This is a genomic window from Pandoraea pneumonica (assembly GCF_049918595.1).
Taxonomy (GTDB): Bacteria; Pseudomonadota; Gammaproteobacteria; order Burkholderiales; family Burkholderiaceae; genus Pandoraea; species Pandoraea pneumonica_A.
On record NZ_JBNCRZ010000001.1, the window covers coordinates 675,736 to 702,282 of the forward strand.

Annotated in this window: 26 protein-coding genes, 1 tRNA gene and 1 pseudogene; 20 read left to right on the forward strand and 8 right to left on the reverse strand. The window is 63.4% G+C overall.

The window, feature by feature from the left end; translation table 11 throughout:
* Window positions 1-145 precede the first annotated feature (145 nt).
* From ACPWR9_RS03195 to alkB, 6 genes are all read left to right on the forward strand, one after another.
* Window positions 146-397, forward strand: a complete 252-nt coding sequence (locus tag ACPWR9_RS03195; protein WP_426296498.1) for a hypothetical protein — start codon at window positions 146-148, stop codon at window positions 395-397.
* Window positions 398-456: 59 nt separating this feature from the next.
* Entirely contained in the window at window positions 457-891 is a 435-nt protein-coding gene (locus tag ACPWR9_RS03200; protein ID WP_426296497.1) for a copper resistance protein CopC, read from the forward strand.
* Complete coding sequence (locus ACPWR9_RS03205; RefSeq protein WP_426296496.1) at window positions 891-1,880, forward strand: copper resistance D family protein; 990 nt, start codon at window positions 891-893, stop codon at window positions 1,878-1,880. Before ACPWR9_RS03200 ends, ACPWR9_RS03205 begins: the two co-directional genes overlap by 1 nt.
* Window positions 1,881-1,987: 107 nt before the next feature.
* The gene (ada, locus tag ACPWR9_RS03210) at window positions 1,988-3,208 is read left to right on the forward strand and encodes a bifunctional DNA-binding transcriptional regulator/O6-methylguanine-DNA methyltransferase Ada (RefSeq protein ID WP_426296495.1); all 1,221 of its coding nucleotides are present in this window, start codon (window positions 1,988-1,990) and stop codon (window positions 3,206-3,208) included.
* The gene (locus ACPWR9_RS03215) at window positions 3,205-3,951 is read left to right on the forward strand and encodes a 2OG-Fe(II) oxygenase (protein WP_426296494.1); all 747 of its coding nucleotides are present in this window, start codon (window positions 3,205-3,207) and stop codon (window positions 3,949-3,951) included. Before ada ends, ACPWR9_RS03215 begins: the two co-directional genes overlap by 4 nt.
* Entirely contained in the window at window positions 3,948-4,610 is a 663-nt protein-coding gene (gene alkB, locus ACPWR9_RS03220; RefSeq protein WP_426296493.1) for a DNA oxidative demethylase AlkB, read from the forward strand. The genes ACPWR9_RS03215 and alkB overlap by 4 nt, the downstream gene beginning before the upstream one ends.
* A 26-nt stretch (window positions 4,611-4,636) precedes the next feature.
* Here alkB and ACPWR9_RS03225 read toward each other — a convergent pair whose 3' ends face one another.
* Together ACPWR9_RS03225 and ACPWR9_RS03230 are read right to left on the reverse strand one after the other, a co-directional pair.
* Complete coding sequence (locus ACPWR9_RS03225; RefSeq protein WP_426296492.1) at window positions 4,637-5,257, reverse strand: NAD(P)-dependent oxidoreductase; 621 nt, start codon at window positions 5,255-5,257, stop codon at window positions 4,637-4,639.
* A 75-nt stretch (window positions 5,258-5,332) separates the two neighbouring features.
* Window positions 5,333-6,064 carry a DsbA family protein gene (locus tag ACPWR9_RS03230; protein WP_426296491.1) on the reverse strand — a complete coding sequence of 244 codons (732 nt, stop codon included), beginning with the start codon at window positions 6,062-6,064 and terminating at the stop codon, window positions 5,333-5,335.
* Window positions 6,065-6,210: 146 nt separating this feature from the next.
* On the opposite strand from ACPWR9_RS03230, the gene ACPWR9_RS03235 reads away from it, so the two are divergent.
* Window positions 6,211-7,143: a LysR family transcriptional regulator gene (locus ACPWR9_RS03235; protein WP_426296490.1), complete on the forward strand. Its 933-nt coding sequence runs from the start codon at window positions 6,211-6,213 to the stop codon at window positions 7,141-7,143.
* Window position 7,144: 1 nt separating this feature from the next.
* Here the strand turns inward: ACPWR9_RS03235 and ACPWR9_RS03240 are convergent, their stop codons facing one another.
* Window positions 7,145-8,488, reverse strand: a complete 1,344-nt coding sequence (locus ACPWR9_RS03240) for a Fic family protein (RefSeq protein ID WP_426330716.1) — start codon at window positions 8,486-8,488, stop codon at window positions 7,145-7,147.
* A 456-nt stretch (window positions 8,489-8,944) separates the two neighbouring features.
* On the opposite strand from ACPWR9_RS03240, the gene ACPWR9_RS03245 reads away from it, so the two are divergent.
* Window positions 8,945-10,654: an acid phosphatase gene (locus tag ACPWR9_RS03245; RefSeq protein ID WP_426296488.1), complete on the forward strand. Its 1,710-nt coding sequence runs from the start codon at window positions 8,945-8,947 to the stop codon at window positions 10,652-10,654.
* Between the two features lie 132 nt (window positions 10,655-10,786).
* Here the strand turns inward: ACPWR9_RS03245 and ACPWR9_RS03250 are convergent, their stop codons facing one another.
* Entirely contained in the window at window positions 10,787-11,242 is a 456-nt protein-coding gene (locus ACPWR9_RS03250; protein ID WP_426296487.1) for a MarR family winged helix-turn-helix transcriptional regulator, read from the reverse strand.
* Between the two features lie 104 nt (window positions 11,243-11,346).
* On the opposite strand from ACPWR9_RS03250, the gene ACPWR9_RS03255 reads away from it, so the two are divergent.
* The 5 genes and pseudogenes from ACPWR9_RS03255 to ACPWR9_RS03275 all read left to right on the forward strand — a co-directional run bounded on the left by ACPWR9_RS03255 (window position 11,347) and on the right by ACPWR9_RS03275 (window position 15,030).
* A complete protein-coding gene (locus tag ACPWR9_RS03255) occupies window positions 11,347-13,050 on the forward strand; it encodes an FAD-dependent monooxygenase (RefSeq protein ID WP_426296486.1) in 1,704 nt (567 codons plus the stop codon).
* A gap of 55 nt (window positions 13,051-13,105) precedes the next feature.
* Window positions 13,106-13,291 carry a DUF2783 domain-containing protein gene (locus ACPWR9_RS03260; protein ID WP_426296485.1) on the forward strand — a complete coding sequence of 62 codons (186 nt, stop codon included), beginning with the start codon at window positions 13,106-13,108 and terminating at the stop codon, window positions 13,289-13,291.
* Window positions 13,292-13,417: 126 nt separating this feature from the next.
* Window positions 13,418-14,209: pseudogene (locus ACPWR9_RS03265) on the forward strand (NYN domain-containing protein); the annotation flags it as partial.
* 85 nt (window positions 14,210-14,294) lie between these two features.
* Window positions 14,295-14,371, forward strand: a tRNA-Val gene (locus ACPWR9_RS03270).
* Window positions 14,372-14,739: 368 nt separating this feature from the next.
* The gene (locus tag ACPWR9_RS03275) at window positions 14,740-15,030 is read left to right on the forward strand and encodes a PXPV repeat protein (protein WP_426296484.1); all 291 of its coding nucleotides are present in this window, start codon (window positions 14,740-14,742) and stop codon (window positions 15,028-15,030) included.
* Between the two features lie 180 nt (window positions 15,031-15,210).
* Here ACPWR9_RS03275 and ACPWR9_RS03280 read toward each other — a convergent pair whose 3' ends face one another.
* A complete protein-coding gene (locus ACPWR9_RS03280) occupies window positions 15,211-16,104 on the reverse strand; it encodes a LysR substrate-binding domain-containing protein (protein WP_426296483.1) in 894 nt (297 codons plus the stop codon).
* A gap of 168 nt (window positions 16,105-16,272) precedes the next feature.
* On the opposite strand from ACPWR9_RS03280, the gene ACPWR9_RS03285 reads away from it, so the two are divergent.
* The 7 genes from ACPWR9_RS03285 to ACPWR9_RS03315 all read left to right on the forward strand — a co-directional run bounded on the left by ACPWR9_RS03285 (window position 16,273) and on the right by ACPWR9_RS03315 (window position 24,671).
* Window positions 16,273-16,950 carry a glutathione S-transferase family protein gene (locus ACPWR9_RS03285; RefSeq protein ID WP_426296482.1) on the forward strand — a complete coding sequence of 226 codons (678 nt, stop codon included), beginning with the start codon at window positions 16,273-16,275 and terminating at the stop codon, window positions 16,948-16,950.
* Between the two features lie 18 nt (window positions 16,951-16,968).
* A complete protein-coding gene (locus ACPWR9_RS03290; RefSeq protein WP_426296481.1) occupies window positions 16,969-17,985 on the forward strand; it encodes a pyridoxamine 5'-phosphate oxidase family protein in 1,017 nt (338 codons plus the stop codon).
* 524 nt (window positions 17,986-18,509) lie between these two features.
* Window positions 18,510-19,358: a DMT family transporter gene (locus tag ACPWR9_RS03295; RefSeq protein ID WP_426296480.1), complete on the forward strand. Its 849-nt coding sequence runs from the start codon at window positions 18,510-18,512 to the stop codon at window positions 19,356-19,358.
* Window positions 19,359-19,458: 100 nt separating this feature from the next.
* Window positions 19,459-20,355 carry a LysR substrate-binding domain-containing protein gene (locus ACPWR9_RS03300; RefSeq protein ID WP_426296479.1) on the forward strand — a complete coding sequence of 299 codons (897 nt, stop codon included), beginning with the start codon at window positions 19,459-19,461 and terminating at the stop codon, window positions 20,353-20,355.
* 102 nt (window positions 20,356-20,457) lie between these two features.
* Window positions 20,458-21,792, forward strand: a complete 1,335-nt coding sequence (argG, locus tag ACPWR9_RS03305; RefSeq protein WP_426296478.1) for an argininosuccinate synthase — start codon at window positions 20,458-20,460, stop codon at window positions 21,790-21,792.
* A 232-nt stretch (window positions 21,793-22,024) separates the two neighbouring features.
* Complete coding sequence (locus ACPWR9_RS03310; protein ID WP_426296477.1) at window positions 22,025-23,425, forward strand: HdeD family acid-resistance protein; 1,401 nt, start codon at window positions 22,025-22,027, stop codon at window positions 23,423-23,425.
* 73 nt (window positions 23,426-23,498) lie between these two features.
* Window positions 23,499-24,671 (forward strand): lipase family protein, encoded by a 1,173-nt coding sequence (locus ACPWR9_RS03315; protein WP_426296476.1) that lies wholly within the window; start codon window positions 23,499-23,501, stop codon window positions 24,669-24,671.
* Window positions 24,672-24,945: 274 nt separating this feature from the next.
* On the opposite strand, the gene ACPWR9_RS03320 is transcribed toward ACPWR9_RS03315, so the two are convergent.
* From ACPWR9_RS03320 to ACPWR9_RS03330, 3 genes are all read right to left on the reverse strand, one after another.
* Window positions 24,946-25,140 carry a DUF6726 family protein gene (locus ACPWR9_RS03320; protein WP_426296639.1) on the reverse strand — a complete coding sequence of 65 codons (195 nt, stop codon included), beginning with the start codon at window positions 25,138-25,140 and terminating at the stop codon, window positions 24,946-24,948.
* Between the two features lie 122 nt (window positions 25,141-25,262).
* A complete protein-coding gene (locus tag ACPWR9_RS03325; protein ID WP_426296475.1) occupies window positions 25,263-25,544 on the reverse strand; it encodes a DUF1653 domain-containing protein in 282 nt (93 codons plus the stop codon).
* Window positions 25,545-25,644: 100 nt separating this feature from the next.
* Window positions 25,645-26,436 carry a hypothetical protein gene (locus tag ACPWR9_RS03330; protein ID WP_426296474.1) on the reverse strand — a complete coding sequence of 264 codons (792 nt, stop codon included), beginning with the start codon at window positions 26,434-26,436 and terminating at the stop codon, window positions 25,645-25,647.
* Window positions 26,437-26,547 lie beyond the last annotated feature (111 nt).

The window sequence follows — 26,547 nt, forward strand, 5'->3', positions numbered from 1 at the left end:
CAGTGCACGGGCGTGACGCCGGTGGCGCGCGCCGTCGGGGGGACCGGCGCAGGCGTCAGGCCGGAACAAACGCGTCGGCGCGCATACGGGCGCGGTGCCGTCGCGTCGCTAGCCGCCGGTGGCCGGTCTCGACGACACCGCCCAAATGAGCAGTGCCTGGCAAGCGATCGGTCAGTCTTGGGGCTGCAACGAAATGTCGCCGCAAAATGCAATTGAGTTGCAATATGGCGCGATCATACGGGGAGAATTTGTTTTTTGCAACTCAGTTGCAAAAATAGAACAAGCGTGCGGCAACGCGCCGCAGCGCCTGCCATCCCCGATGACGGAACCCGCAACCGGCTGCATCGGTCATCAAGGTCTGCGATACTGCGCGAGCGGCGCAGGCCGCGTATGGTGAGGCGGCCGATGCGCGACATCGCCCTGCCAATCACCTTTTTCACCCCACTCGATATGCGTATGCCAAAGACCTCCCACGCCACGCGCGCCCCGGGCGCAATGATCGACCTGTTCACGACGGCGACGCACCCGCTGCGACACGCGGCGCGTGGACTCGCCATCGCCGCCGTCATCGGGCTGACGAGCATTTCGCAAAGTGCGTGGGCGCATGCGCATCCGGTGTCGAGCGAGCCTGCCGCACAAGCGACCGTAGACGCGCCCAAGTCGGTACGCGTCACGTTCGACTCAGCGCTTGAGGGTGCCTTTTCAACGCTGAGCGTCGTCGATGCGCAGGGCAAGCCCGTCACGCAAGTGAAGGCCGAACTCGACGCGGCACGCAAGACGCTCACGGTGGCGTTGCCCACGCTCAAAGCGGGCGACTATCAGGCGAACTGGGTTGCCGTAGCGAATGACGGACACCGGACGAAAGGCAGCTTCAAGTTCACCGTGAAGTGATGCCTTCCGATCTCGCAGCGGGCACCTGGCAACCGGCGACCGCCGGGCTGCTGAACCTCGCGCTCGCGCTAGCGCTGGGGGTACTGCTGCTGCGCAGCCCGCACGCGGTGCGGCGCGGGCTGACCTTGCGCGTACTGCCGGGGTTTGCTGCCGGGTTGGCGGTTCTCGCGTGGGTGGCCTACGTGCTCGCGAGTACGCAGGCGATGACGGGCGGCGAGTGGGATAGCACGGCGGCGATGCTTGCCGACGTGTGGCAGGTGCTCACGCTGTCGCATTACGGCCGCATGCAATGGGTCGCGGGCCTCGGCGCCGCATTGCTTTGTGCCGGTGCCTGGACATGGTTCGACGCACGACGGCGTTTGCGCAGTGCGCCGCCGGTCGCGGACGATCCGCGTGACCGCCATCACCGCAGAGAACATCAACAAGAACGGCACGCGCGGATGATTTATGCCGCCGGTGCCGTGTTGCTAGCCCTTGCCCGCGCAGGCACGGGACATGCCGCTGACGCCGCCATGCCGTGGCTCGCCATCGGTGTGCATACGTTGCACGTCGGGGCAGCCGCCACATGGACCGGCGTGCTGCTGGTAGCGGGCTGCGCGATTCCGGGCTGGCGTCACTGGCCGGTCGGCGCACGTGCTGCCTATGGCGAACGCCTGTCATCGGTTGCGACGCTTGCGATGTTCGTCGCCCTTGTCACCGGGGCGTTCAACGCGTGGCGCACGCTGGGCGAAACGCCGTCGACATGGTTCGAACCGCAGAATGCGCCGTATCTCGCATGGCTGATCACCAAGCTGGTACTCGTCGCTTGTGCGGCGTTGCTTGGCGCATGGAATCGCTGGCACTTTCTGCCGCGTCTCGTCCTCGATACCGGGGAAGCCCATTTGGATACGACAGCCTTTGCGCGTGTCATCGCCATTGAAGCCCTGGTCCTAGTGATGGTCATGAGCCTTGCTGCCAAGCTCGGGACCACCATGCCGCCGGGGGTCTGAATCTCGCGGGTGGTGACGGCGGAATTCAATAGCAAGAACCGGAGCGCGGCATCGCCACCCGCTCCCTACACTGAAGGCAAGTCATCAGTTATTGGGAGAACACTGCGATGTGTGCCAACCAAGTGAGTACTAAGCCTTCGGTGCCCGACACCCGCCCCGCACGTGCGATACGTGCCAGCCAGTCGTCGGATCGTGCGAAATCTGCGCGCGATCCGTCGGCCGAATCACGCACGTCGGAAGCGGCTAGCGCCCGCTACGCCACCGACGCCGCCAAGTGGGCCGCCGTCGCCACACGCGACAAAGACGCCGACGGTCAATTCTGCTATTCCGTGCGCACGACTGGGGTCTATTGCCGCCCGTCGTGCGGGGCTCGCCTTGCGCTGCGCGAAAACGTCGCGTTCCACGCCGATATGGCGGCTGCGGAGCGCGCAGGGTTTCGCCCTTGCAAGCGGTGTAAGCCTGATCAAGGCTCGCTCGATACGCGTCACGCTGCGCTCATCACCGCCGCGTGCCGTCGCATCGACACCGCAGACGTTGCACCGCGTCTGGAAGACCTCGCCGCCGAAGCCGGTCTGAGCCCGCACTATTTCCATCGTCTGTTCCGCGCTGTGACAGGCGTGACGCCGCGCGCTTACGCGAACGGACGCCGAGCCGAGCGCGTGCGCGACGCCCTGCCCGTGGCTGGCAGCGTGACTTCCGCGTTCTACGACGCAGGCTTCAATTCCAACGGCCGCTTCTATGAAAACGCCGGTGCCCTGCTTGGCATGAAGCCAGCGGCCTTCCGCGCAGGCGGACAGGCCGAGACGATTCGCTTTGCCGTGGCGCAATGTTCGCTTGGTGCGCTGCTGGTTGCCGCCACGCCACGCGGCCTGTGCGCAATTTCGTTAGGCGACGATCCGGAAGCCCTCGTGCGCGAATTGCAAGATCGCTTCCCGAAGGCAGAACTCACCGGTGCTGACGCCGAGTTCGAACGTTGGGTCGCACAGGTCGTGGGGTTCGTCGAGTCGCCGCGTGTCGGGTTGTCGTTGCCGCTGGATGTACGCGGCACGGCGTTTCAACAACGTGTGTGGCAGGCGCTGCGCGATGTGCCTGCGGGCGAAGTTGCGAGTTATTCCGACATCGCCGAGCGCATTGGCTCGCCGCGTGCGGTGCGCGCCGTCGCGCAGGCATGTGCGTCGAACACGCTCGCCGTGGCGATTCCCTGCCATCGGATCGTGCGCCACGACGGCGGGTTGTCGGGCTATCGCTGGGGCGTGGAGCGCAAGCGTGCGCTGCTCGCTCACGAGCAGGCCGACGCAGCAGGTCGGGTCGCCAAGGGGAAGCTATGACCGCGCGCGAACCGTTGAACCGGGTGCAGACGCTCAACTGGCCAGCCATCGAAACCGAGCTCAATGGCTTCGGCGCCGCGTGCATCCCGAATCTGTTGAGCGCGGAAGAATGCGCCGCGGTGGTCGCGATGTATGGCGACACGGATGGCCGCCCGAGCATTACCCCAACGTCGTCGCTGTTCCGAAGCCGGGTGGTGATGGCGCGGCACGGCTTCGGTCTCGGCGAGTATCAGTACTTCGCCTATCCGCTGCCGCCGCTCGTGGCAGAGCTGCGTGAAGGGTTTTACGCGCCGTTGCGCGAGATTGCGCATCGATGGCACGCCGCGATGGGCATCGACGTTCGTTATCCGCCGACGCACACCGAGTTTCTCGCCAAGTGTCATGCTGCGGGCCAGCGCCGTCCAACGCCGCTGCTGCTGAAATATCGCGCGGGTGACTACAATTGCCTGCATCAGGATCTCTACGGAGAGCACGTGTTCCCGTTGCAGGTGGCCATTCTGCTTTCGCAGCCTGGCGAAGACTTCACTGGCGGCGAATTCGTTTTGACAGAGCAGCGCCCACGCATGCAGTCGCGTGCCGACGTGGTGCCGCTCACCCGCGGCGATGCCGTGGTATTCGCGGTGCATCACCGGCCGGTGAACGGCACGCGAGGCGTGTATCGCGTGAATCTTCGTCACGGCGTGAGCCGACTTCGTAGTGGTCATCGGCACACACTGGGTCTGATTCTGCACGACGCCACATGACGCTCGACCTCTTCGCCCATCACTCGCAAGATCCACGCGACAAGCGCGACGCCACAGCCGATGAACTCGGCCCCGGGGCGTTCGTGCTGCGCGGTTATGCCAGCGCGAACCTTGCCGAATTGCAAAGCGATATCGATGCGGTCATCGCACAAGCGCCGTTACGCCATTGGCTCACGCCGGGCGGCAAACGCATGTCGGTCGCGATGACGAATTGTGGCGAGGTAGGTTGGATCAGCGACCGGATGGGATATCGCTATGGCACTCACGATCCGCTCTTGCGTCGCGAGTGGCCAGCGATGCCTAAGTCGTTTGTGACACTGGCACACGACGCCGCGCAGTCGGCTGGATACGACAACTTCGAACCCGACGCGTGCCTTATCAATCGCTACTCGCTCGACGCCCGTCTCACGCTCCATCAAGACCGGGACGAACGCGAGTTGGGCGCACCGATCGTATCGGTCTCGCTGGGCTTGCCAGCCGTCTTTCTATGGGGAGGCTTGCAACGCAGCGACCGCACACGCAAGGTGCGGCTCGAACCCGGGGATGTGGTGGTGTGGGGCGGGCCGTCGCGGCTCGCTTATCACGGCATTGCGAGTGTGGAAGGCAGCTTCGATGCCGACGCCGTGCGCTTTAACCTGACCTTCCGGCAAGCGCGCTGACGTCGGCGATGTGAGCGCAATATCGATCAATATCCGATCGTGAACCGCGCGCGCGGATGTTGGTTCTTCTCAAGCTCGTCGACCAGTGCGATGGCGTAGTCTTCCATCGAAATCCAGCTCTTGCCGTTGGCATCGACCAGCAGGCCATCGCCTCCCAGACGGAACTTGCCCGTGCGCTCGCCCGGTTCGAACAATGCCGACGGCGACAGGAACGTCCAGTTCAGCGATGCATCCTTCGGCTCGGCGCGAAGCACGTTCAGGAAGTCGCGCCCGGCGCCGGCTTCCGCCTTATACGCTTCGGGGAATTCCGGCGTATCGATCAACGCCTTGCCCGGTGCGATCTCCAGACTCCCTGCCCCGCCAACGACGAGCAGACGCGGCACACCCGCACGCTTCACGGCGTCGACCAGCTTGGCGGCGTCCATCGAGACGAAACGGCCGGCGCTGATCACGGCGTCGTGACCGGTGAGCAACGGGGCGAGCGATGCGGGGTCTGCCGCGTCGCCCTTGACCACGGTCAGACCTTTCTCGGCCTCGACACGCTCGGGGTTACGCGCAATCCCCGTGACCGTGTGACCACGTTGCAGCAATTCGGCGGCCACACGCGTACCCACGCGGCCGGTAATACCAATCAATGCGACTTTCATCGGGAAACTCCTTGAGGGTGAGGCGAAGTTGAGCAGATGCAGCGTCGTCGTGAGGTGCCGCGTCTGCCGCGGTGGTCAGATGGCGCAGCCGTCGGGGCCGCATTGCGCAGGCGTGTTTGCGTCGTGACCTTCAACGGCGGCGGCGCCAGATTTTGTCGATTGCGCCGCGAGCAAACGCTCACGCAACGCATCACGCCAAGCATCGGGCTTACCGAGATAGCGGCCCGGCTCCAAACGTTCGAGCTGGCCGTCGATCTCCAACGCAAACGTCGGAAAGCCGCTGCCACCCACGCGGGTTAGCCACGCACGGCTATCGCGGAAGTGGCGCATGAGCGCGGCATCGTCCTGCGCGTCGAACGCCTCGGCGAATGCCTGACGATCGAGGCCGAGTTCTGCCGCGATATCGATGAGCACATCGCGATCCGCAATACGGCGGCCGTCGACGTAGTGCGCTTTTTGCAGGGCGGCGAACATATCGAGGCCGCGCCCGACCAATGCCTCTGCTGCCAGCGCGGCAGCCGTGGGCGGTGCCGAATCGAACACGGCGGAACTGTCGCGCAACAGACCTTCGAAATAGGCGTCGCCAAACGGCTGGCCGGTGAGTGCGGCGATGCGGTGGTCGTGCGGCATGACGTAATTGCGAAGTTGCGGCGTGACGGCCTGCGCGTTGGGGCCCGCCATCATGCCGCCGCCATGCAGGGCGACGTCGAGACCGGCCACATCGCGGGCAGCCCGCACGAGCGGCGCGGCGGCGTAGCACCAGCCGCATAGCGGATCGGCGATGTAATGCAAACGGGCTTGGGTCATGGCAGGGGTCCTCTTGAACAGTGATGCCAGCATTTCCGCGTCGACACACGAATCTCGACGCGTTCTATGAGTGACATCGTAGACGCGCCAATCGCTCAGAAAAAGCCCATAATGACGATCACTTTGTTGCATCGATCGAGCAAATCATGGACCGGCTGACTGCCATGCGAGTCTTTACCGAGGTGGCCGAGCGCGGCTCGCTCACGGCGGCGGCGCAGCGGCTCGACATGTCGCGCGCGATGGTTTCGCGTTATCTGGCGGAACTGGAGGCGTGGCTCGGCACGCGGCTGCTGCATCGCACGACACGGGCGGTGAGTCTGACGGAGGCCGGGATCGATGCGTTGCCTCGTTGTCGCGAGATGCTCGGCATCGCGGACGACCTGGCGAGCGTGTCGCATGACGACACGACACCGCGTGGCTTGCTACGTGTGGCGTGCAGTACGTCGCTAGGGCAGGCGTTTCTCGCGGCGGCGGTGACGCGCTTCATTGCACGGCATCCGGGAGTGGCCATCGATCTGGTGGTGGCGGATCGCACCGTCGATCTGGTCGATGAGCGCATCGATTTGGCGATTCGTGTCACGTCCGAACCGGCACCGGGTTTAATCGTGCGCCGGTTGGCGACATGCCATTCCGTGGTGTGTGCCGCGCCTTCGTATCTGCAACGACACGGGACGCCGTCACGCGCTGAAGATTTGGCCTTGCACAACTGTCTGACGTACACGTATTTCGGCAAGAGCTTGTGGCAGTTCACGCATGAGGGCACACCGCTTGGCGTGCCGGTCGGCGGCAATCTGTCGGCAAACGAGGCGAATGTGTTGCTCTCGGCGACGCTCGCCGGTGCCGGCATCGGCATGCAGCCGGTCTATGCGGCATTGCCGTATTTGCGCGATGGATCACTTCGCGCACTGCTCCCCGGCTACGTGCCACGCGAAATGACCGTCTACGGCGTCTACACATCGCGCAAACAAATGCCGAGCGCGCTACGCGCGTTGCTCGACGATCTGGTCGAGCAATTCCACACCGGGTTATTTGAAGACAGCGGCTATGCCGAGTCGCGGCCTGCAACGCCCGCCCGCTGAATCACTTCGGACGCCCCGCATCGATCCACGCTTGAGTCTCGTGAGGCGTTAGGTAGTAGCGGGCGCAGTTGAACGTGCTGAGTTCCACTAACTCCTCCGCTAAGATCAGTGCAAGTTTTTGACAACTCGCGTCGGTAAGACCAAGCGCCGATACCGCATCCGATACGTTGGCACGCGCGCGAACGACCTTGTCGATCGCCGCGATCAGGTTGGTACGCAATCGGACACGCGCCAAGTCCGGCGCGTCGCCCGATGACACCGCTGTCGCGTACTTCGCCAACGACCTTCGATAAGTTCTCTCGAACAAACTCACCGCCAACGCTGTGTCGCGAAACTCATACACGCCGATCATCGCTTGAGCGTATTCGAATGGGTCTACATCGAGAAATGACAGCGGCGCGCAGTTCTCCAGCATGAGCGGCACATTGGCCGCAAGACGACTCGTTCGCTTGTTACCGTCCTCGAATGGTTGCAGATAGGGCAACTGCACCCAAAGAAAAAATGCCGCCTCAATGGGATTTCGAATCTCTGCCGCTTTCGTCACGATTATCTCGAACATCTCGCCGAGCACCGAAGGTGTCTGCTCGGGCTGAAAACGTGTATCCGTGATGCCAACCGGCATGCAACGTATAGCACCGAGGGCGCGCGTATTGGCAAGCAAATCGTGCATCAACAAGGCATGCAAGTTGCGCAACAAGCTCGTCGTCAGGCCCTCGTGTGGAACAGTGTCGACTAGAAACTCAATCGCCCGTTTGTGATTCAGCAACATGACGGTGTCGAGATCGCTGGCAAGCGCCTCCTCGCGAAACAGCGCTTCGGTTTCGAGCAAGGTGTAGCGATTCCCTTCCAGTCGCGACGACGACCACGACAGGTCAATCAGCAACTCCTCCAGCACTCGCTTCGCAAAGGTTCCGGCAGGTTGACGTCCGGGAAGGCGCCCCGCACGGAACAATCCACGAGCCAACGCCTCGGGCAACAGCGATGTTTCGTTCGGGACGTAGCTGTCGACGAAATCCCGGGCGTAGCCCACCGCCGTACGCATCGACAACGGTGCCGCCAACCGTCGGCGCAGCGACGTTTCAGGCGATGCATCGGCACCATCGGCCTCGGTGACGAGCGTGCGTTGGATCTCTCGCGCAAACGAACGGTAGTCAGGTGGATCCGGCTCACAGACAGCGCCGCGCGACGCCTCGCCCACCACGGTATATCTTGGCGCCTTGCCGCCACCCAAACGAACGATTTCACCGTCGGCCCACAAGCGGCTCAGCGCGTCGCGCACTGTTCCGAGGCTGACTGACGTCGCGTCGGCAAGTTGCTCGGAAGTCGACGTCTCCTCGCCGCGCATCGCGCGCTCCTGCATCGCGTGCAGCAAACGAATGTCGAACGGGAGGTCGGGCCATGCACGCATGGCCGGCTGCTGAGTGGTCAATAAGGAAGTCATCGGCGGGATGGGCAGCGTGCCCAGTACATGAATTTCAGGGACTGGCGATGCAGAGATCGGAAGCTTCGGAGCACTTCGTTTTCGACGTGCTGCGGCTCATTGTAGAAACCCAGAAGCCTTGTGACACATCCCCCGAGAACAATCGGAATTTCCCCGCAAGCGCGACATCCCGACATCACTACCCGGCCGACCTCGGGAAGTGCCTTCGTTTCGTCACCGAATTGTCACAATCCCCGCGTAAAAACGTCGTCTGCCTCGCCCGCCCGGGCAAGGTGACGACTGCACTCGCACGTTGCACCTTGCCGACGCTTGCGGGCGCCCACGCGCGCACCCAAGCCCGATACGCCAAACAAGGACATCATGACGCACGACGCCACGCCCCAACCGCACGATCCCGCCCTCGACAGCCAGGACGACAATCCGTCTGACCCGTCGCGCCGCCGCATTCTGCAAGGGCTGGCCGCCATCGGCGCCGCCGGTGCTGCCGGTGCCACCACGGCCCTCACGGGCTGCGCCGCCGAAGGCGGTGCCGGTGCCCCGACCGCTGTCGCCGCAGGCGGTACGTTCGACGCTCAGCTCAAGGCCAACATCAAGACCGTGGTCGTGATCTACCTCGAGAACCGCAGCTTCAATAACCTGTTCGCCGACTTCCCCGGCGTGGAAAAGCCGCTCTCGAAGGTGCCCGCCTCCGCCTACACGCAAGTCGACCGCGACGGCAAGTCGCCGATGTCGCTGCTCCCGCCGATCTTCGACGGTCTCGTGCCCAAGGCGCAGACCATCGGCGGCAAGAAGTACCACATCACCGAAAAAGACATCGCCCGCCAGCCGAACGCCCCGTTCATGCTCAAGGACACCGAGGGCAAGCTGCTGCCGGAATCGGTCATCACGCGCGACCTCTGGCACCTGTTCTGGCAGAACCAGATGCAGATCGCCGACGGCACGAACAACCAGTTCGCCGCATGGGCCGACTCCGGTGGTCTCGTCATGGGCTACTACGGCGAGACCGCCAAGACGCTCAACATGTACAAGATCGCCCAGCAATACACGATGTGCGACAACTTCTTCATGGCGGCCTTCGGCGGTTCGTTCCTGAACCACCAATTCCTCGTCACGGGCCGCCCGCCGGTCTACCCGAACGCCGCACAAAGCCCGGCCAAGGACAAGGTCGCCGTGCTCGCCGACGGCCCCCAAGGTGTGCGTCTGGCCGTGCATGCGGAATCGCCCGCCTCCGCCGCCGACGGCAAGCCGAAGTTCGTGCGCGATGGCGCCATCACGCCGGATAACTTCGCCGTGAACACGATGATGCCCGCTTACCAACCGTCACCGATCAAGCCGTCGGCCACCGGCGACAAGCGTCTCGCCGACCCGTCGAACCCGAGCACGCTGCCGCCGCAAAACTACGCCACCATCGGCGATCTGCTCTCGGCGAAGGGCGTCTCGTGGGCGTGGTACGCAGGCGCATGGCAAGCCGCGCTCGATCACAAGGGCGGCCCGGATACGCCGAACTTCCAGTATCACCATCAGCCGTTCAACTACTTCGCACAGTTCGCGCCGGGCACTGCCGCGCGTGAAGAACACCTGCGCGACGGCGGTCTGGGCGATGGCCCGATCTCGAACAAGTTCATCGCCGACGCCATTGCGGGCAAGCTGCCTGCGGTGACGTTCTACAAGCCGCAAGGCAACCTGAACCAGCACGCCGGTTACTCCGATGTCGAGTCGGGCGATCAGCACGTGGCGAACATCCTCGCCCACTTGATGAAGTCGCCGCAGTGGCAAAACATGATGGTCGTGATTACGTACGACGAAAACGGCGGCTGGTGGGATCACGTGGCCCCGCCCAAGGGCGACCGCTGGGGCCCGGGCTCGCGCATTCCGGCACTCGTGGTGTCGCCGTTCGCCAAGCGCGGCAACGTCGATCACACGTTCTACGACACGACGTCGATTCTGCGCCTCATCACGCGCCTGTACGACCTGCCCACGCTCGAAGGCCTCGCGCATCGCAACGCCGCCTTTGCCTCGCGTGGTGCCATGCCGCCGGGCGATCTGACGAAGACGTTGTCGTTCTCGTAAGGCTGACGGATCGGCGAAAGGGTCAGCGCCAACGCTGAATCGACGCCGCCGAAATGCAAGAAGGGCACCGCGAGGTGCCCTTCTTCTTTGCGTTTGCAATCACGATTTCCACCCGCGCAGACAAGGCGGGCGTCACTCCGGCCCGTCCAGTTCATCGGAGCGCAGCAGCAACTTGTCGAGCAAGCGCTCGTACACGCGCATTTCCTCGTCCGTGAGTGCCGCGAACAAGCGCTCGTAATGCTCGCGCGCCGCGCCGATCACCACGCCCCACACGGCCTCGCCTTCCGGCGTGAGGGTGACTTTCACCGCCCGGCCATCGAACTCGTCCGGCGCACGTTTGACCAAACCACGCGCAACCAGTCCATCCGCCCCTCGGCTCGCCTGACTCTTGTCGAGATTCGCCCGTCGCGCGAGCTCCGAATTCGATAACGCCCCCGCCGAGCCAACCGCCGCAAGCACCCGCGATTCGGCGAGACTCAGTTGCGCCGCGTCGGCATACGACTGCGCAATGCGCTTGTCGTGCTGCTTCATCAAGCGATGCATCTTGTAAGTCAGAAACTGATCGAGCGTCTTGTGAGCGGGCCGCATTTCGGTGTTTTCCCCTAGTGGCAACGGGAGCATATTTGGTTGCGAACGCAACCTTAGCACACTAGAATGGTTGCGTTAGCAACTAAATGCTAGAAGGCTACGCCATGCATCGACCAGACACTTCCCCACGCGCTTCGCTGTATCACACGTACCGCGTGCATCCGCACTTCGCGCCGCAAAGCGAGCCGTCCGAAGTGCCGGTCACCATCGTCGGCGGCGGGCCTATCGGCATGGTCACGGCGCTCGCGCTCGCGCGTCACGGCGTGCGCTGTGTGGTACTGCAAGCCGAACAACAAGTCTCGGAGGGCAGCCGCGCCATCGTCTTCACGCGACGCTCTCAGGAAATTCTGCAAGCCGTCGGCGTGGCCGACGCCGTGGTCGCGAAGGGGCTGCCGTGGACGAGCGGCAATTCGTTCTATCGCGGCCAACGTGTGTTTCGCATGGAATCGCCCGTCAGCGAAGACGACCGCTTCGCACCACTCATCAACCTGCAACAGAACGTGCTCGAGAGCTATCTGGTGGATGCCATCGAGCGCGAGCCGCTCGTCGACATTCGCTGGGGGAACAAGCTGGTCGGCTTAACGCACGATGGGCACGATGGGCATGATGGCAACGGCGTCACGATGCAAATCGACACGCCCGAGGGTGAGTACACACAACGCACGCAGTGGCTCGTGGCCGCCGACGGCGCGCGCTCGACGGTGCGCACCGCGATGGGCTTGCGCTTCGAAGGCGCGAGCTACGAAGGGCGCTTCGTGATCGCCGACATCCGTATCGATCTCGATCTGCCGACCGAGCGCCTCGCCTACTTCGCGCCGGACTGGAATCCGGGCAACACGGTGCTCATGCACCGCGAACCCGACGGCATCTGGCGTGTGGATTACCAACTGCCCGCCACGGAAACGTCCGAACACGCGCTGCAACCGGAGACGATCCGCGAGCGTATCAACGCGCAACTCGACATGATGGGTTTAGGCGGCAAACCGTGGGAGCTCGACTGGTGCTCGGTGTATTCCGCGCGAGCACTGACGCTGCCGGACTACGTGCACGGGCGCATTCTCTTCGCAGGCGACGCCGCCCACTTGCTGCCCATCTTCGGCGTGCGCGGCGCGAATACCGGCTTTCAGGACGCCATCGATTTGTCGTGGAAATTGGCCGCCGTCGCGAAAGGCGTGGCGCCCACCGTGCTGCTCGCGTCGTACACGCACGACCGCGTGGGCGCGGCTCGCGAGATCATCGCCGAAGCCGGCAAGAGCACTCGCTTCATGACGCCGCCCTCGCACGGTTTTCGCGTGCTGCGCGACGCCGTGCTCGACCTGTCGCTGGATCACGAATTCGTACGGCCTTTGTTCCATTGGCGTACGTCGCGCGCGCACGACTATCGTGACTCGCCGCTCAACAGTCCGAGCGACGACAACGCACGCATGAACGCCGGGCCGACGGTCGGCGCCCCCGCCCCTAACGTGAAGCTCGGCGAGAACGACTACCTCTACGACCATTTCGGTGCGGCATTCCATCTGCTGACCTTTGGCGATGCCCCACTCGCCGACGCGCTGCGCGACACACTCACGACTTGGCGCGAGCAAGGGGTACCGGTGGCGGTGATCGCGTTCGCCAGCACGCGAGATGCTGTGCAGGGTGCCGACATCACGTTGCCCGATCCGGCCGGACATGCGCTCGAGAGATACGGCGCGCAACACGGCACTGTCTATCTCGTGCGCCCCGATCACCACATCTGCGCGCGCTGGCAAACGCTCGATGCCGCTCGGCTTTCGGATGCGCTGGCTCACGCGACGGCGCGCGTTTGAATCGTGCCGTTTTCCGAACGTCGAAACGTCGCCTATTTTTAGAAAAGGTTTTGCTATGACTGCACCACTGACCGCCATCGCCGGGCTTGAGGAAATCTACGACACCCTCGCGCTCGCCATCGACGCCGCGCCCGAAGACCGGCGCGAATTGCTGCTCGCAAAACTCGCGCTGCTGCTGGCCCACGAGATCGCCGATCCGCAGCGAGTGATCGCGCTGATCGGCGAGGCGTCGCGCACGTAATCGGACATCACCGTACCTATCGCCTGGGGGCAGGACGATACCCTGTGGTGGTTTGCCGCGTCAGCACGGTGTGTTCATCAAACCGCGCCATAATGCGTGACATCCCCGCCCACAAGGAACCCATCCATGTCCTCGACTTCCGCAGTGGCCGTTCAAGGTTCGACGCTCGTCGTGCTTATCGATGCCGATAACGCCGCACCCGCCATCGTCGAAGGTCTGCTCACTGAAGTGGCCAAGTACGGTGTGGCGAGTGTGAAGCGCATTTACGGCGACTGGACCAAGCCAAATCTCGATGGCTGGAAGAAGTGCCTGCTCGAATATTCGATTCAACCGATCCAGCAGTTTCGCTACACGGTTGGCAAGAATGCGACCGACAGCGCGATGATCATCGACGCGATGGATCTGCTCTACACCGGGCGCTTCGACGGCTTCTGCCTCGTATCGAGCGATAGCGACTTCACGCGGCTCGCCTCGCGTATTCGCGAACAAGGGCTGATTGTGTACGGCTTCGGCGAGCGCAAGACGCCACAACCGTTTGTCACCGCCTGCGACAAGTTCATCTACACCGAGTTGCTCCGTCAGGACAACGAACGCGATGACGATGACGACGAAGCCCCGGCACCGCGCAAACGCCGCAGCGCTGCCGAACTCAAACGCGATGCGCGTCTGGTGCGCCTGCTGCGCAACGCCGTGACCGACGTGTCGGACGAAGACGGCTGGGCGAGTCTGGGGTCCATCGGCAGTCACGTCGCCAAGCAGGCGCCTGACTTCGACTCGCGCAACTACGGGTTCGGCAAGCTGAGCGATCTGGTCTCGACCATCGGCTTGTTCGACGTCGAGCAGCGCGCAGGAACCGGCGGCAAGCAAGGCATCTGGGTGCGACTCAAGCCGCGACGCGGCGGTGCGAAGCGCGGTGAGTGACCCCGCCGCGCAACAAATTTTAGGATTTTTTCGCCAAAGACTTGCCACCTTTCGAAATTGACCCTATACTCGCGGTCTTTCTAGGCTCGTAGCTCAGCTGGTTAGAGCACCACCTTGACATGGTGGGGGTCGTTGGTTCGAGTCCAATCGAGCCTACCAACGAACAAAAGCACAAGGCGTCCCGCGTTTTTCGCGTGACGCCTTTTGTTTTTTCTGCTGCGCCTTTTCCCTTTCCTGCCGCACCCAACTTGTCACCTCACGACGTCACGATGCGCGTGACGTGACAACGACTTAGCGCGTCCACTCGCGTTACAAAACGACACATCCCCGACAGACTCGTATCACCTGCTACGCGAAGCGATCGCTACACTTGCCTCAACGATTCGACGACAGGCCAGCACCGCGCACCATCGCGCACTTGCAGCACTTCAGGCCCGCCGCGCGAATCGATCCGACTTATCGCAAGCGCTCGCCTCTTTTCGCATCCGACTTTGGTCACCGATTCGCGAGCGCCACTGGAGGACACCATGAAACGTTTTCTCATCATCGCTGCCCTTGGCGTCGCCGCCGCTGCCGCATCGAGCGCCGCGTCGGCCCATGTCGATGTCGGCGTGTATCTCGGCGTGCCGGCACCGGTGGTCGCGGCCCCCGTCTATGTCGCCCCGCAGCCGGTGTATGTGCAGCCGCGCCCGGTGTACGTCGAACCGAGTCCGGTCGTCTACTACGGCCGCGATCGCTGGGACGACTGGCGCGAGCGCCGCTGGGACGATCGTCACGACCGTGGTTGGCATCGCGGCTGGCACCGTGACCGTGACTGAAACCCGTGCTGCCTGACGTTTAGCGCTCCCTAGCAGCACAACGAGCACAAAGCGAATGGCATCAAGAACGAAGCGGCCCGCCGGTTGGCGTCGGCGGGCTTTTTAGCGGAGAGCGGCACTGTCGCTTTCCGCGTTCTTTTATGTGCCGCCGCAATTCTCCTCTCTTGCCTTGCACGCGCGTCAATCCATCGGGACTTCGCGCAGCTCCTTCTTCATCCACGCCACGAACGCACGCGTACGCGACGGCAGCAGCCTCGCATGCGGATACACGATGCTGACCGGACGCGCCGGTCCTTCGTAGTCCGTCAGTATGCGTTTGAGCCGCCCGTCGGCCAGTGGCCCGGCGACCTGATACGACAGGAAGCTGCCAAAGCCCAGGCCACCAATGCACGCCTCGATAGCGGCGAGCCCATGGTTCACTTCGAGATTCCCGTCGACCGGCACGGCGAACTCGCGACCGTTCTCCCAGAATCGCCATTGCACGTAGCTCGCGCCGTAGGCGCGGATGCAGTTCTTGCCGATCAGCTCGCGCGGATGCGTGACGTCACCCTGCTCCGCCAGACAGGCGTCGCTCGCGACCACCACACGTCGGATGGCACCGATGTTTTGTGCCACCAGCGTCGAGTCGTCAAGCGGCGAGATGCGAATGCCCACATCGATGCCTTCTTCCCACAGGTTCACCACACGGTCGTTGAGCAACAAGCGGCATTTGATGGCCGGATACGCACGCAGGAACCGATGCAGCGCCGGTGCCACATGCAACTGGCCGAACAGCACCGGCGCGGTGACCACGAGCGTGCCGGTCGGTGCCTGATGCCGCGCAGCTAGACGCGCTTCGGCATCGTGCACCTCGCTCAGAATCTGACGGCAACTCTCCAGATAGGCATGCCCTTCCTCGGTGAGCGCCAAGCGGCGCGTGGTGCGATTGAGCAGGCGCACGTCGAGCGACGTCTCGAGCGCCGCCAGTGTGCGCACCACGGCGGGTAGCGAAGACTCCAGCACGCGCGCCGCCGCGCTCAGGCTGCCCTGATCCACGATGGCCACGAACGTCTGCATAGCGCGAAGTTTATCCATGGCGAGCATCATTACTCCACTTATCGGAGTAGTCAAATCAGTTTCCCGCCATTTATCCGGAATTCAATAGGAATAACAATGCAGATGTGGAATGCGTGAGCCACGGACAGCGCGGAAGACGCGCCGGGTCGAGGTTCGCGTGCCTCGCGACCTCACCGGAGACTTTTCATGACTGCAAACGCCGCTTCATCCCACCCTAGCCACCCCAGCCGCCCAATCCGGCTGCATCGCTTCGCGCTGTCCGGTCACTGCCACCGCGTAGAGCTGATGCTGAATTTGCTCGGCTTGCCGTTCGAGGCAATCGATGTGGACCTCGCTGCGGGGGAGCACCTGCAAGCGCCCTTCCTCGCACTCAATGCTTTCGGGCAAGTACCGGTGATCGACGACGACGGCGTGATTCTCAGCGATTCGAACGCGATTCTTGTCTATCTCGCCTCGCGTTACGACCCCGCCGGGACGTGGCTGCCGCGTGACCCGGTCGCCGCCGCCCACGTGCAGCGATGGCTGTCGGTTGCCGCAGGCGATCTGGCCTTCGGTCCGGCAGCCGCGCGCATCGTGGTGGCGTTCAAGCGGCCGGGTGACACCGAGACGATGATCCGCTTGGCCGAGCGCCTGCTAACGCGTATGGAGGAGCATCTGACGGCACCGTTGGCGACGGCTTTCCTGACGAGCGACACGCCGACGATTGCCGATTTGGCTTGCTACGCCTACCTCGCCCACGCGCCAGAAGGAAACGTGACGCTGGAGCCGTATCCGGCCGTGCGAGCGTGGCTCGCACGCGTCGTGGCACTCCCGGGTTTCGTACCGATGGCGTCCCTGCCATGCGGGCTGAACGCGGCCGCATAACCTGAAGCCGAGGCGATCATGAACGACATCCGCCATGCCACTCTTGCCGGAGCGTATGCATTCGCTGACGCGCTCCCGCTGCTGAGTCCCGACTCGCCCTTCCATGCGGGAGAAGCGTTCGTACAAACGCTCGCCGGATCGCGCGAGGCCATGGCGGAAGTCGGCCCCAAAGTGATTCGTACGGCGATGCCCGAACAGCACCGGCAGTTTTTCCCGCAGCTGCCATTTCTGGTCGTCGGCGGACTCGATCATGCCGAGCAACCTTGGGCGACGATGCTCAGTGGCGCGCCGGGCTTTGTGCACTCGCCGGAGCCGACCGTGCTGCGCATCGACGCGCTGCCGCCGTCGACCGATCCGCTTTTCGGCACGATAACGCGTGGCGCGCCAGTGGGTGTGCTCGGGCTTGAACCCTCGACACGGCGGCGCAATCGCATCAACGGTCCGGTGATCGAGAGCGACGCGCAAGGATTTGCGGTGCGCGTCGCGCAGAGTTTCGGCAACTGTCCGCAGTACATTCGCAAGCGCGAGATCACGGCACAAGCGCACAGCACGCCGCCGCAAGCCGATGCGCCGCAGGCAATGCTCGACGACGAAGCGCAATGGCAAATTGCCAGCGCGGATACGTTCTTCGTCGCGTCGTTCTACGCGGGCGACCACGCCAGCGAGCGCAGTGCGGGTGCGGACGTATCGCATCGCGGCGGCAAGCCAGGGTTCGTGCGCGTCGACGACGCTCACACGCTGACCTGGCCCGACTTTCGTGGCAACTCGTTCTTCAACACGCTGGGTAACTTGCTCGTGAATCCGCGCGTGGGGCTGCTGTTCGTCGATTTCGCATCGGGCGATTTTTTGCACGTCGCGGGTGACGCCGAGATTCTTTGGCATGACGAAACAGAGAGCGGCTTCACGGGTGCGTTGCGACTTGTCCGTGTGCATGTCCGTGAAGTGCGTCGTGTGCGCGGGGCGTTGCCTGCGGCGTGGCGCGATGGCGAGACTTCGCCAAGCGTGGAGCGTACCGGCGATTGGCCGTCGGCGTGAGCGAGACGTCGCATCGCTTGCCGCAAGCGAAGTCGCCGTGTAAAGTACGTTCACGCCCGTCGAGTGACGTGCGCTTTTTTCTTACCGATTTCCTCTCATGACTGCTCACGCGTCCATCCGTCTTGCCGTATCGCCGCCCTCGCGCGGTGCCGGCTCGCGCTTGCGTGGACGCTTTGCAGCAGTTGCACCTCCCCCGCCGGCCGGCGTGGCAACACACGACGTGGTCGTGGCAGTTGCCAGTGTCGTGGCAACGGTGGCAGACGTCGCCGTCGCCTGACGCGACAGGACGCCGCTTGGGTCGCTTGGATGTTCCGCACCCGTAGCGCTGCGTCGCGCTTCAATTCCGAATTCTGATCCGCCTGTTGTGTTGCGTTGTGTCGTCTCGACACGACGGCATGCCTCGCATCGTGTGGACTCGCGCGTGAGGACTTTCGCGCCCGGTCACACTCGATGGTGAGCATCGTCGCGTCAGCACGTCGTCGCAACGTAGCGCAGGCCGGACATCCTGTGTAGGGGAAAGCACAATGCAAGTCGATGGTCTTTGGTTGCGCCGGCATGGCACAACGATGCTGTTTGTTTTGTTGTGGAGCGGCGGTGCACTCGCCGCCAAATGGGGGCTGACGCACGCGTCGGCGTTCGCGTTTCTGGTGATACGGCTCGGCGTGGCACTCGCTGCACTGACGTTGCTGGCCATCACCCGGCGCCAATGGTGGCCAGCACCCGGCACCCGCTGGCGTGTCGCGGGCACGGGCGTGCTGCTGATTGGCGGTTATCAAGCGGCCTATCTGCTCGCGCTGGCGCACGGCATTACGCCCGGTGCGTTGGCGACCGTGCTCGGCGTGCAGCCGATCCTCACGCTCGTGGCGTTGGAGCGCTCCCATAGTGCACAGCGCCTTGCGGGCCTCGCGCTCGCCCTGGCCGGTCTGGCGCTCGTCGTGGCACAGAGTCTGGTGTCGGCACGGCTCTCGGCCGCCGGATCGATCTGGGCGCTCACCGCCCTCGCCTGCATGACCCTCGGCACCATCGCGCAGAAAGGCAGTCGGCAAACCCCGCTCGACGTGCTGCCGCTTCAGTACGCCGTGGGGCTGGCGCTCGCGGTACTCGTCGCGCCAACGCAGCCGTGGCATTTCGATAACACCGCCGGGTTCTGGCTGCCGTTGCTCTATATGGGCGTGGTCATTTCGGTCGGTGCGACGCTGCTGCTCTATCGCATGATCGCGTCGGGCAATCTCGTCACCGTGACCAGCCTGTTCTATCTCGTGCCGGTGGTCACGGCGCTGCTCGACTGGGGCATCTTCGGCCACCAACCGACGATGCTCGCCGTGGGCGGCACGGCGGCGATTCTGCTGGGCTTGCGGCTGGCGTTACGGTGAGCGGTTAAGATTGTCGGCGCTTGGGTGACAATTGCGCTGCATTGCCGGATGTTGTCACCCAGCTTCACTGATAACTGAGCTGACGACTAGGAACTGCCAGATGGATCTGCTCGACGACATGCGCATCTTCGTGAGCGCGGTGGAAGCGATGAGCTTTACCGGGGCGGCGGCCAAGCTGGGGCTGTCGAAGCAGTTCGTGAGCCGGCGCATCTCGGCCCTCGAACAGAATCTCGGCGTGCGCCTGCTGCTTCGCACGACGCGACGACTGGCGGTGACCGACCTCGGGCAGATCTATTACGCCCGCGCGCGGCGCATTCTCGATGACGTCGAAGCCGCCAATCTGGCGGTGAGCAGTCAGGGCGAGCGGCCGCGTGGCAATTTGCGCGTGTCCGCCCCGATGTCGTTCGGCACGATGTTTCTCGGCTCGGTCATCCCGACGTTTCTCGCCACCTACCCCGACGTCACCATCGAGCTCGAGCTGAACGACCGCACCGTCGACATCATTGGTGAAGGCTACGATGTGGCTGTGCGCATCGGTGCGCTGGCCGACTCGTCGCTGATTGCCCGTGCGGTGGCCCCGATGCGGATGGTGACATGCGCAAGCCCGCGCTATCTGGACACCCACGGCACGCCAAAGACCCCGGAAGACTTGCGCGAACATGCGCTACTGCCTTACGGCCACAGCCAGCGCGTGAGCTGGACCTATGCGCGCGACGGCCATCCGGTGGAAATTCCCGTGTCGGGACGGCTGCGGGTCAATAACGGGGAATTGGCCCGCGACGCCGCCGTGGCCGACCTTGGCCTCACCTTCTTGCCAGTCTTCATCGTGGCGCCAGCCTTGCTGGGCGGGCGTCTCGTCACGGTGCTCGACGATTTCGCACCGCCGCCGACGGCGATTCACGTCGTCTACCCGCAGCATCGTCAGGCATCGCTCGTGATTCGGGCGTTTTCGGAGTTTTTGGCCTCGGCGTGTCACGTGGCGGGCACGCAGTGGTAGCCCAAAGTTCGTCCCGACGCGTGGGAATCGGCCATCAGACTTGACCATCCATAGCCCGGACGGGGATACTTGTCAGGTTAAAAATCCCGCTTTTCCACGCCGATGACCACGATTCTGCAACATATCCCCACGGGCCAATCGGTCGGTATCGCCTTCTCGGGCGGTCTCGACACCAGCGCTGCGCTGCTTTGGATGCGCAAGAAAGGCGCGATTCCCTACGCCTACACGGCCAATCTGGGTCAACCGGACGAACCCGATTACGACGACATCCCGCGCCGCGCGATGGCCTACGGCGCCGAAAAGGCCCGTCTGGTCGACTGCCGCGCACAACTCGTGGCAGAAGGTATCGCCGCCCTGCAATCGGGCGCGTTCCACATTTCGACCGCCGGTGTGACGTACTTCAACACCACGCCGATCGGGCGCGCCGTTACGGGCACGATGCTCGTGGCCGCCATGAAGGAAGATGGCGTCAATATCTGGGGTGATGGCAGCACGTTCAAGGGCAATGACATCGAGCGCTTCTACCGCTACGGTCTCTTGACCAACCCGAGCCTGCAAATCTACAAGCCGTGGCTCGACCAGCAGTTCATCGACGAACTGGGCGGCCGCAAGGAAATGTCGGAATTCCTGATCGCCAACGGCTTCGACTACAAGATGTCCGTCGAGAAGGCCTATTCGACCGACTCGAACATGCTCGGCGCCACGCACGAAGCCAAGGATCTGGAACACCTGAACTCGGGCATCAAGATCGTGCAGCCGATCATGGGCGTGCCGTTCTGGCGCGACGACTGCGTGGTCAAGGCCGAAGAAGTCACCGTGCGCTTCGAAGAAGGCCAGCCGGTGGCGCTGAACGGCAAGACGTTTGCCAACGCCGTCGAACTGTTCGAAGAAGCCAACCGCATTGGCGGCCGTCACGGTCTGGGCATGAGCGATCAGATCGAGAACCGCATCATCGAAGCCAAGAGCCGCGGCATTTACGAAGCCCCGGGCCTGGCACTGCTGTTCATCGCTTACGAGCGTCTGGTGACCGGCATCCACAACGAAGACACCATCGAGCAATACCGTGAAAACGGTCGCCGCCTGGGCCGTCTGCTGTATCAAGGCCGTTGGTTCGACCCGCAAGCCATCATGCTGCGCGAATCCGCCCAACGCTGGGTGGCACGCGCCGTGACCGGCGAAGTGACCATCGAACTGCGTCGTGGCAACGATTACTCGCTGCTCAACACCGTCTCGCCGAACCTGACGTACAAGCCGGAACGCCTGACGATGGAAAAGGGTGAATCGAGCTTCACGCCGCTCGACCGTATCGGTCAGTTGACGATGCGCACGCTCGACATCGTCGACACGCGCGAGAAGCTGATGACGTACGCCAAGGCTGGTCTGCTCACCTCGACGAGCGACGACGCCCTGCCGCAACTCGAAGGCAAAAAAGACTAAGACGAGTCGCGCCGCGCTACCGGCCTGCAAGGGACGGTAAGCCGGTCAGCACCGCCGTACGACAACAGGCGGCGCGTTCCTCACGGAGCGCGCCGCCTTTGTTTTTGGCCTGTCACGGTACACGCGCTAACATAGCACCACATAACAAGCCTTTTCCCACACTCCCGGTGAACGGGATGCGCGCAACGCCACGCACTGCTGGCGTTGCGACGTACGCGATGGAGACCTTGCGTTGGTACGTCTGATCTTACTGTTGCTTGGCGTCGATTATTTACGCCGCCGAGCCCGCGCGCTGATCTGGATCGGCGCGCTGTTCTTTGCCTTCGGGCTGGCATTGATCGTCGATGCCCTCGACGGCGTCGTGCATTTCCCGTTGCAGGTGTTTGCGTGGCTGCTGCTCGCCGAGGGGCTGGCGACGCTGGCCATCGTCAGCATCGGCGTGGGCGGTCAACGCATCGTGCGCGGCCTGAAGGGCGGCACCTTTACGCTGACCGCGCTGCTCGTGCTCTTTTTCCATCAGCAGAACGGCAACTTCTGGCTATCGATGCTCTTCGGCACCCTGTTCCTTGCCGACGGCCTGCTTCAATGTGTGGCGGCGTACGTCGTTCGCTATCCGCGTTGGGCATGGGCGATGGCTGGGGGGATCTTCGAAATCGCCGTCGCGGTGTTCTTCTATCAGCCGTATCCAACGCACTACAAGGGCACGCTGCCGTACGCCATCGGTCTGGGTCTCGTTTTCACTGGCTGGAATGTGCTGGTACTCGCGATGCGCGCACGCCGGATGCGCAGCAGTTTCCGTGTCGAGCAAATTCTTGGTAGCCCAGAAGAAAAACGCAGGCTGTGGCGTGAGCGCCCACGTGCGCCGCGCTGGGAAGGTCCGCCTTCGGAGGGTGAACCGGCACTCACGGTCCACGTCTGGACGCCCTCCGGTTCCGCCAAAGCCCCAGCGCGACGCCAGCCGCTGATCGATCGATACATCGCTGCCGTCGATAAGAACGGCGTGATCTCGACCGGCCACGCCGCGCTCGAGAGCCATGAAGGGGTGTACTTGAGTTTGTATCCGGCACAGGAAATCGACCGCTCGCCGGATCAGTTCGGTCAGTTGCTGCGCGCCACACGCGAGAACGATGTGCCGGGGGTGTTCCAGCCCGACTACGCGACCGAGTCGAAGGCGTGGTGCCCATCGACCGTCAAGGTGCGCATTCGTAACTACAGTCCCCAGCAGCTAAGCGCTTTCTGGGAAATGTACCGGCAGAACCCCACGTATAACCTCACCCACCGCAACTGTTCGAGCAGCGTGGCCAAGGCGCTCGAAGCCGCCATCGAAGGGCGTGTCGGACGCTTGACCAACGGCGACGATGCGGGCTGGTGGACGTTCGTACGCCTCTGGCTCACACCAGAGTTGTGGGTCGCCGCACAGTTGCGCAAGCGCGCGAAGACGATGGCATGGACGCCAGGACTCGTACTCGATTACGCGCGCGCCGTGAGCATGCTGGTCGATCCACGTCCGTTTGGCTGGATCACCATGTCGTCGCTGGCGTTGCGCCGTATGCGCAGATCACGCCGCGCTTGGCGTGAAGCGGCCGAGCAGGCCGCCGCGCAGGCGCAAGGTAATCAGGCATCGCACGGCTAACGCCACGGCAAGCGCGTAGCCCATTAGCGTGAACAGACCCTAACAGCAGTCACTTCCAAGAGGACAGCTCAACATGTTCAACCGCCTGTGGCGCTACGCGAGCGCCGCCCTTTTCGCCAGCTTGGTCATCGGCCGTGCCGCCCATGCCGTCACGCCTGAAGCCGCCCCGGCCGTCATTCCGCACGGCGCCATTGTCGAGCGTCTGCCGCTCGACGCCGATCACGGCTTGCCCGAAGCGGGAGAACAGTTCCGCATCCGGTTTAGCTCGATCGACGGCGTCGGTGGCATCGAAGCCCGCGAAGATACCGGCGCGGTCTTTCTGCCAAAAGGGCCGACGCCTGCGGGTGGCTGGCCCGTTGTGCTCTGGGCACATGGCACCGTGGGTGTGGCGAGTACCTGCGCGCCGTCGCTCAACGTGCGCAGTCAACGTGACATCCAGTATCTCGGTACGTGGCTCTCGCTCGGCTTCGCCGTCGTGGCGCCCGACTACGCCGGACTCGGCTCTCAGGGCTTGCATCACTACCTGAATGCACGTGCAGAAGCCTACAGCGTGCTCGACAGCCTGCTGGCCGCACGCAGCGTGTTCCCGTTACAGAATCGCGTGGTGATTGTCGGGCAGTCGCAAGGCGCACACGCTGCGTTTGCCGCCGCCGGGTTCCAACCGCAGTACGCGCCCGATGTGAAAGTGGTCGCTACGGTCCTGACGGGCACGCCGTACTTCAATGCCCAGACCTCGGCAGCCGCCATCTTCGCAGGCCAGCCAGACCCCGGCGCCCCCGATCCGAAGATTCCCTACGCGATGTACATCTTCCTGTCGGCCGCCGATCGCGACCCGTCGCTGCAAGCCGCGCGTTACTTCTCGCCACAGGCCCTGCCCGTATTGGAGATGGCGCGCACGCTGTGTATTGGGGAATTGACCGACCGCTCAACGGCCGCAGGGCTGAATGGCGGCAACAGCATGCAGCCAGCGATTCAGAAACTCATGCACAACCAAACGCCCTCGCTGCGCTACCCCACACTTCGCATCAAACACCCGGTCTTCATCGGCATGGGATCGGCCGATATCGACGTGCCGGTCATGATGCAGCAGGCATTTGCGCGCGATGTCGCCGCAGCGGGGACGACGACGCTGGTGCGTGTCTACGACGGACTCGACCATGACGCGGCGGTGAATCCGTCACTCAGAGATTCGGTGCCGTTCGTGCTGAAGTTGATGTCACCCGAGAAGCGTGCACGCGCACAATAAATAGAGGGGTGATTCGGAATTACGGCGAGGCAGAGACGAGACGATTTGGCAACAGTTGAAATAAGTATTTGATTTATTTGAATTTATTTCTCGTTGCATGAACGCAACATGCGGACACTTACGCAAAACTACATATGGTGCGTCGCAACACGTTGTCCTATACTGAATTCGTCTCCTCCATGTCTCCTCCTGATATGGATTAAGCCCGCACCTCGCGGGCTTTCTTTTTTTCTACGCTCGGTCCGTCATCTGATCGAGCACTGCCCGCCGGATCTCAGTCGATCACCGCCGCACACGCGTCGGTCGGCGCGGCCAGCACGCCCCCCACCCCCGGCACGATCTTCAAGCCCGCCGACGCCACACGGCACGGTGCGGCCACCAGCCCGCATCCCGCGACCGATGTCACAAACGGCAGAATCGCAAACAGTGCCCACCAACGGCGCAGGTTGCGCGGTGCGGGCTTCGACATGGCGTTGGCGTCACCCTGCGGCGCAGGCAAAACGGTCACCGGCGAGCGGTGCATGGAAGCTACGGTGTTCATGATCGTCAAGCGTCCTGAAAATCGGCTGTGAAGTCTGCGAACGACGCCCGTCATACGGCAGGCGTCGTGTGACCGACATAAGTGAAGCGCGCGACGGGGCCCGATTCGGTCGTCACCGGCTCGTTCCAGATGCGCAGCAAACGGGTGCTCATCGGCAAGCCTTCGCGCGGGTAAAGCCGCGTGTAGACGACGACGGGTTCGTCGGTCTCGTCGGCTCGAGCGATGCCGAGGGCGAGGTAGAAATTGCCTTTGTAGTGGCGATAGACGCCCGGGCGAAAAGCCTCGATTTCAGGCGTGGACTCCGCCGACGAGGTCGGCACATTCGAAAACATCGTCTTCAACTCCTACTGCGAATACTGACTAACGACTCACCGCGACCGGATGGGCGGATGCGGTGGGAAAACTTGTAAGGTGATGCGCCCGCAGCGGGTGTCACTTCGGCAACACAATGCCGACTGACTTCGCCAGCGGTGCCGGCGAAATCCCGGACACGCCACGAAACGGCTCGTCCAGATTGATGATCAACGCGACGACCATGCCGATCGCGCCCATGTGCAACGCGATGATGAAGTTACTCTTCCATGAGCCGGGATAGCGCCCGTTCATCGCCATGGCCGCCACCAGAAACAGCGTGATCACCCACCAAAAGACGGATGGCACTGTCTTCGTTGCGTTCTCGAAACGCCCCTGTCGGGCCTCTTCCAGACGATCGAGCAGCGTGCGTATCGAACTCGCGCTCTCGTCGTGTTCCTTCAGCACCTTGCGCGTCGCGCCGACGAAAGCGGTCAACACCTCTTCCGTGCGCGGCGAGAGATCGGGGTCGGCGGTGCTCAACGTCTGCCACTCGTCATCGACGGCAGATCTCACGTAACTGCGCAGCAACACCCGGGCGGCTTGTGCATCGGCGTCGCCGACGGCCTTCAACTCGCGGTCCAGACGCCGCACCACCGAGGCTTCGTGCAATGCCTGGTCGTCGGCATGCCCGAGATTCGCGCGCACGTCCGTCAGCACGTGCGCCAAGACGAAAACGATGAACGCGAGCAGACTGCCGTGCACCACGTCGGCCACGGTGCCGCGCACTTCGGAGGGGTCGGCCAGCCGATCGAATAACCAGACGCGCGCCAGCCACGCCACGAGAACCGCGGTGAGCGCTGTCACGATCGCCAACGACACGAGTAACAACCCCGTGGGCATCAGCGTCATTTGGTCAACCAGCCATTGCATCCGTTCCTCTCCCCCTGAGTGCTCATGACGCGCACTGGCAACCTGCATCGGGCTGCCCGCCGCCGATGCGGCGACTATACCTGATGCGCCAAGGACGGCAACCTAGGGAAC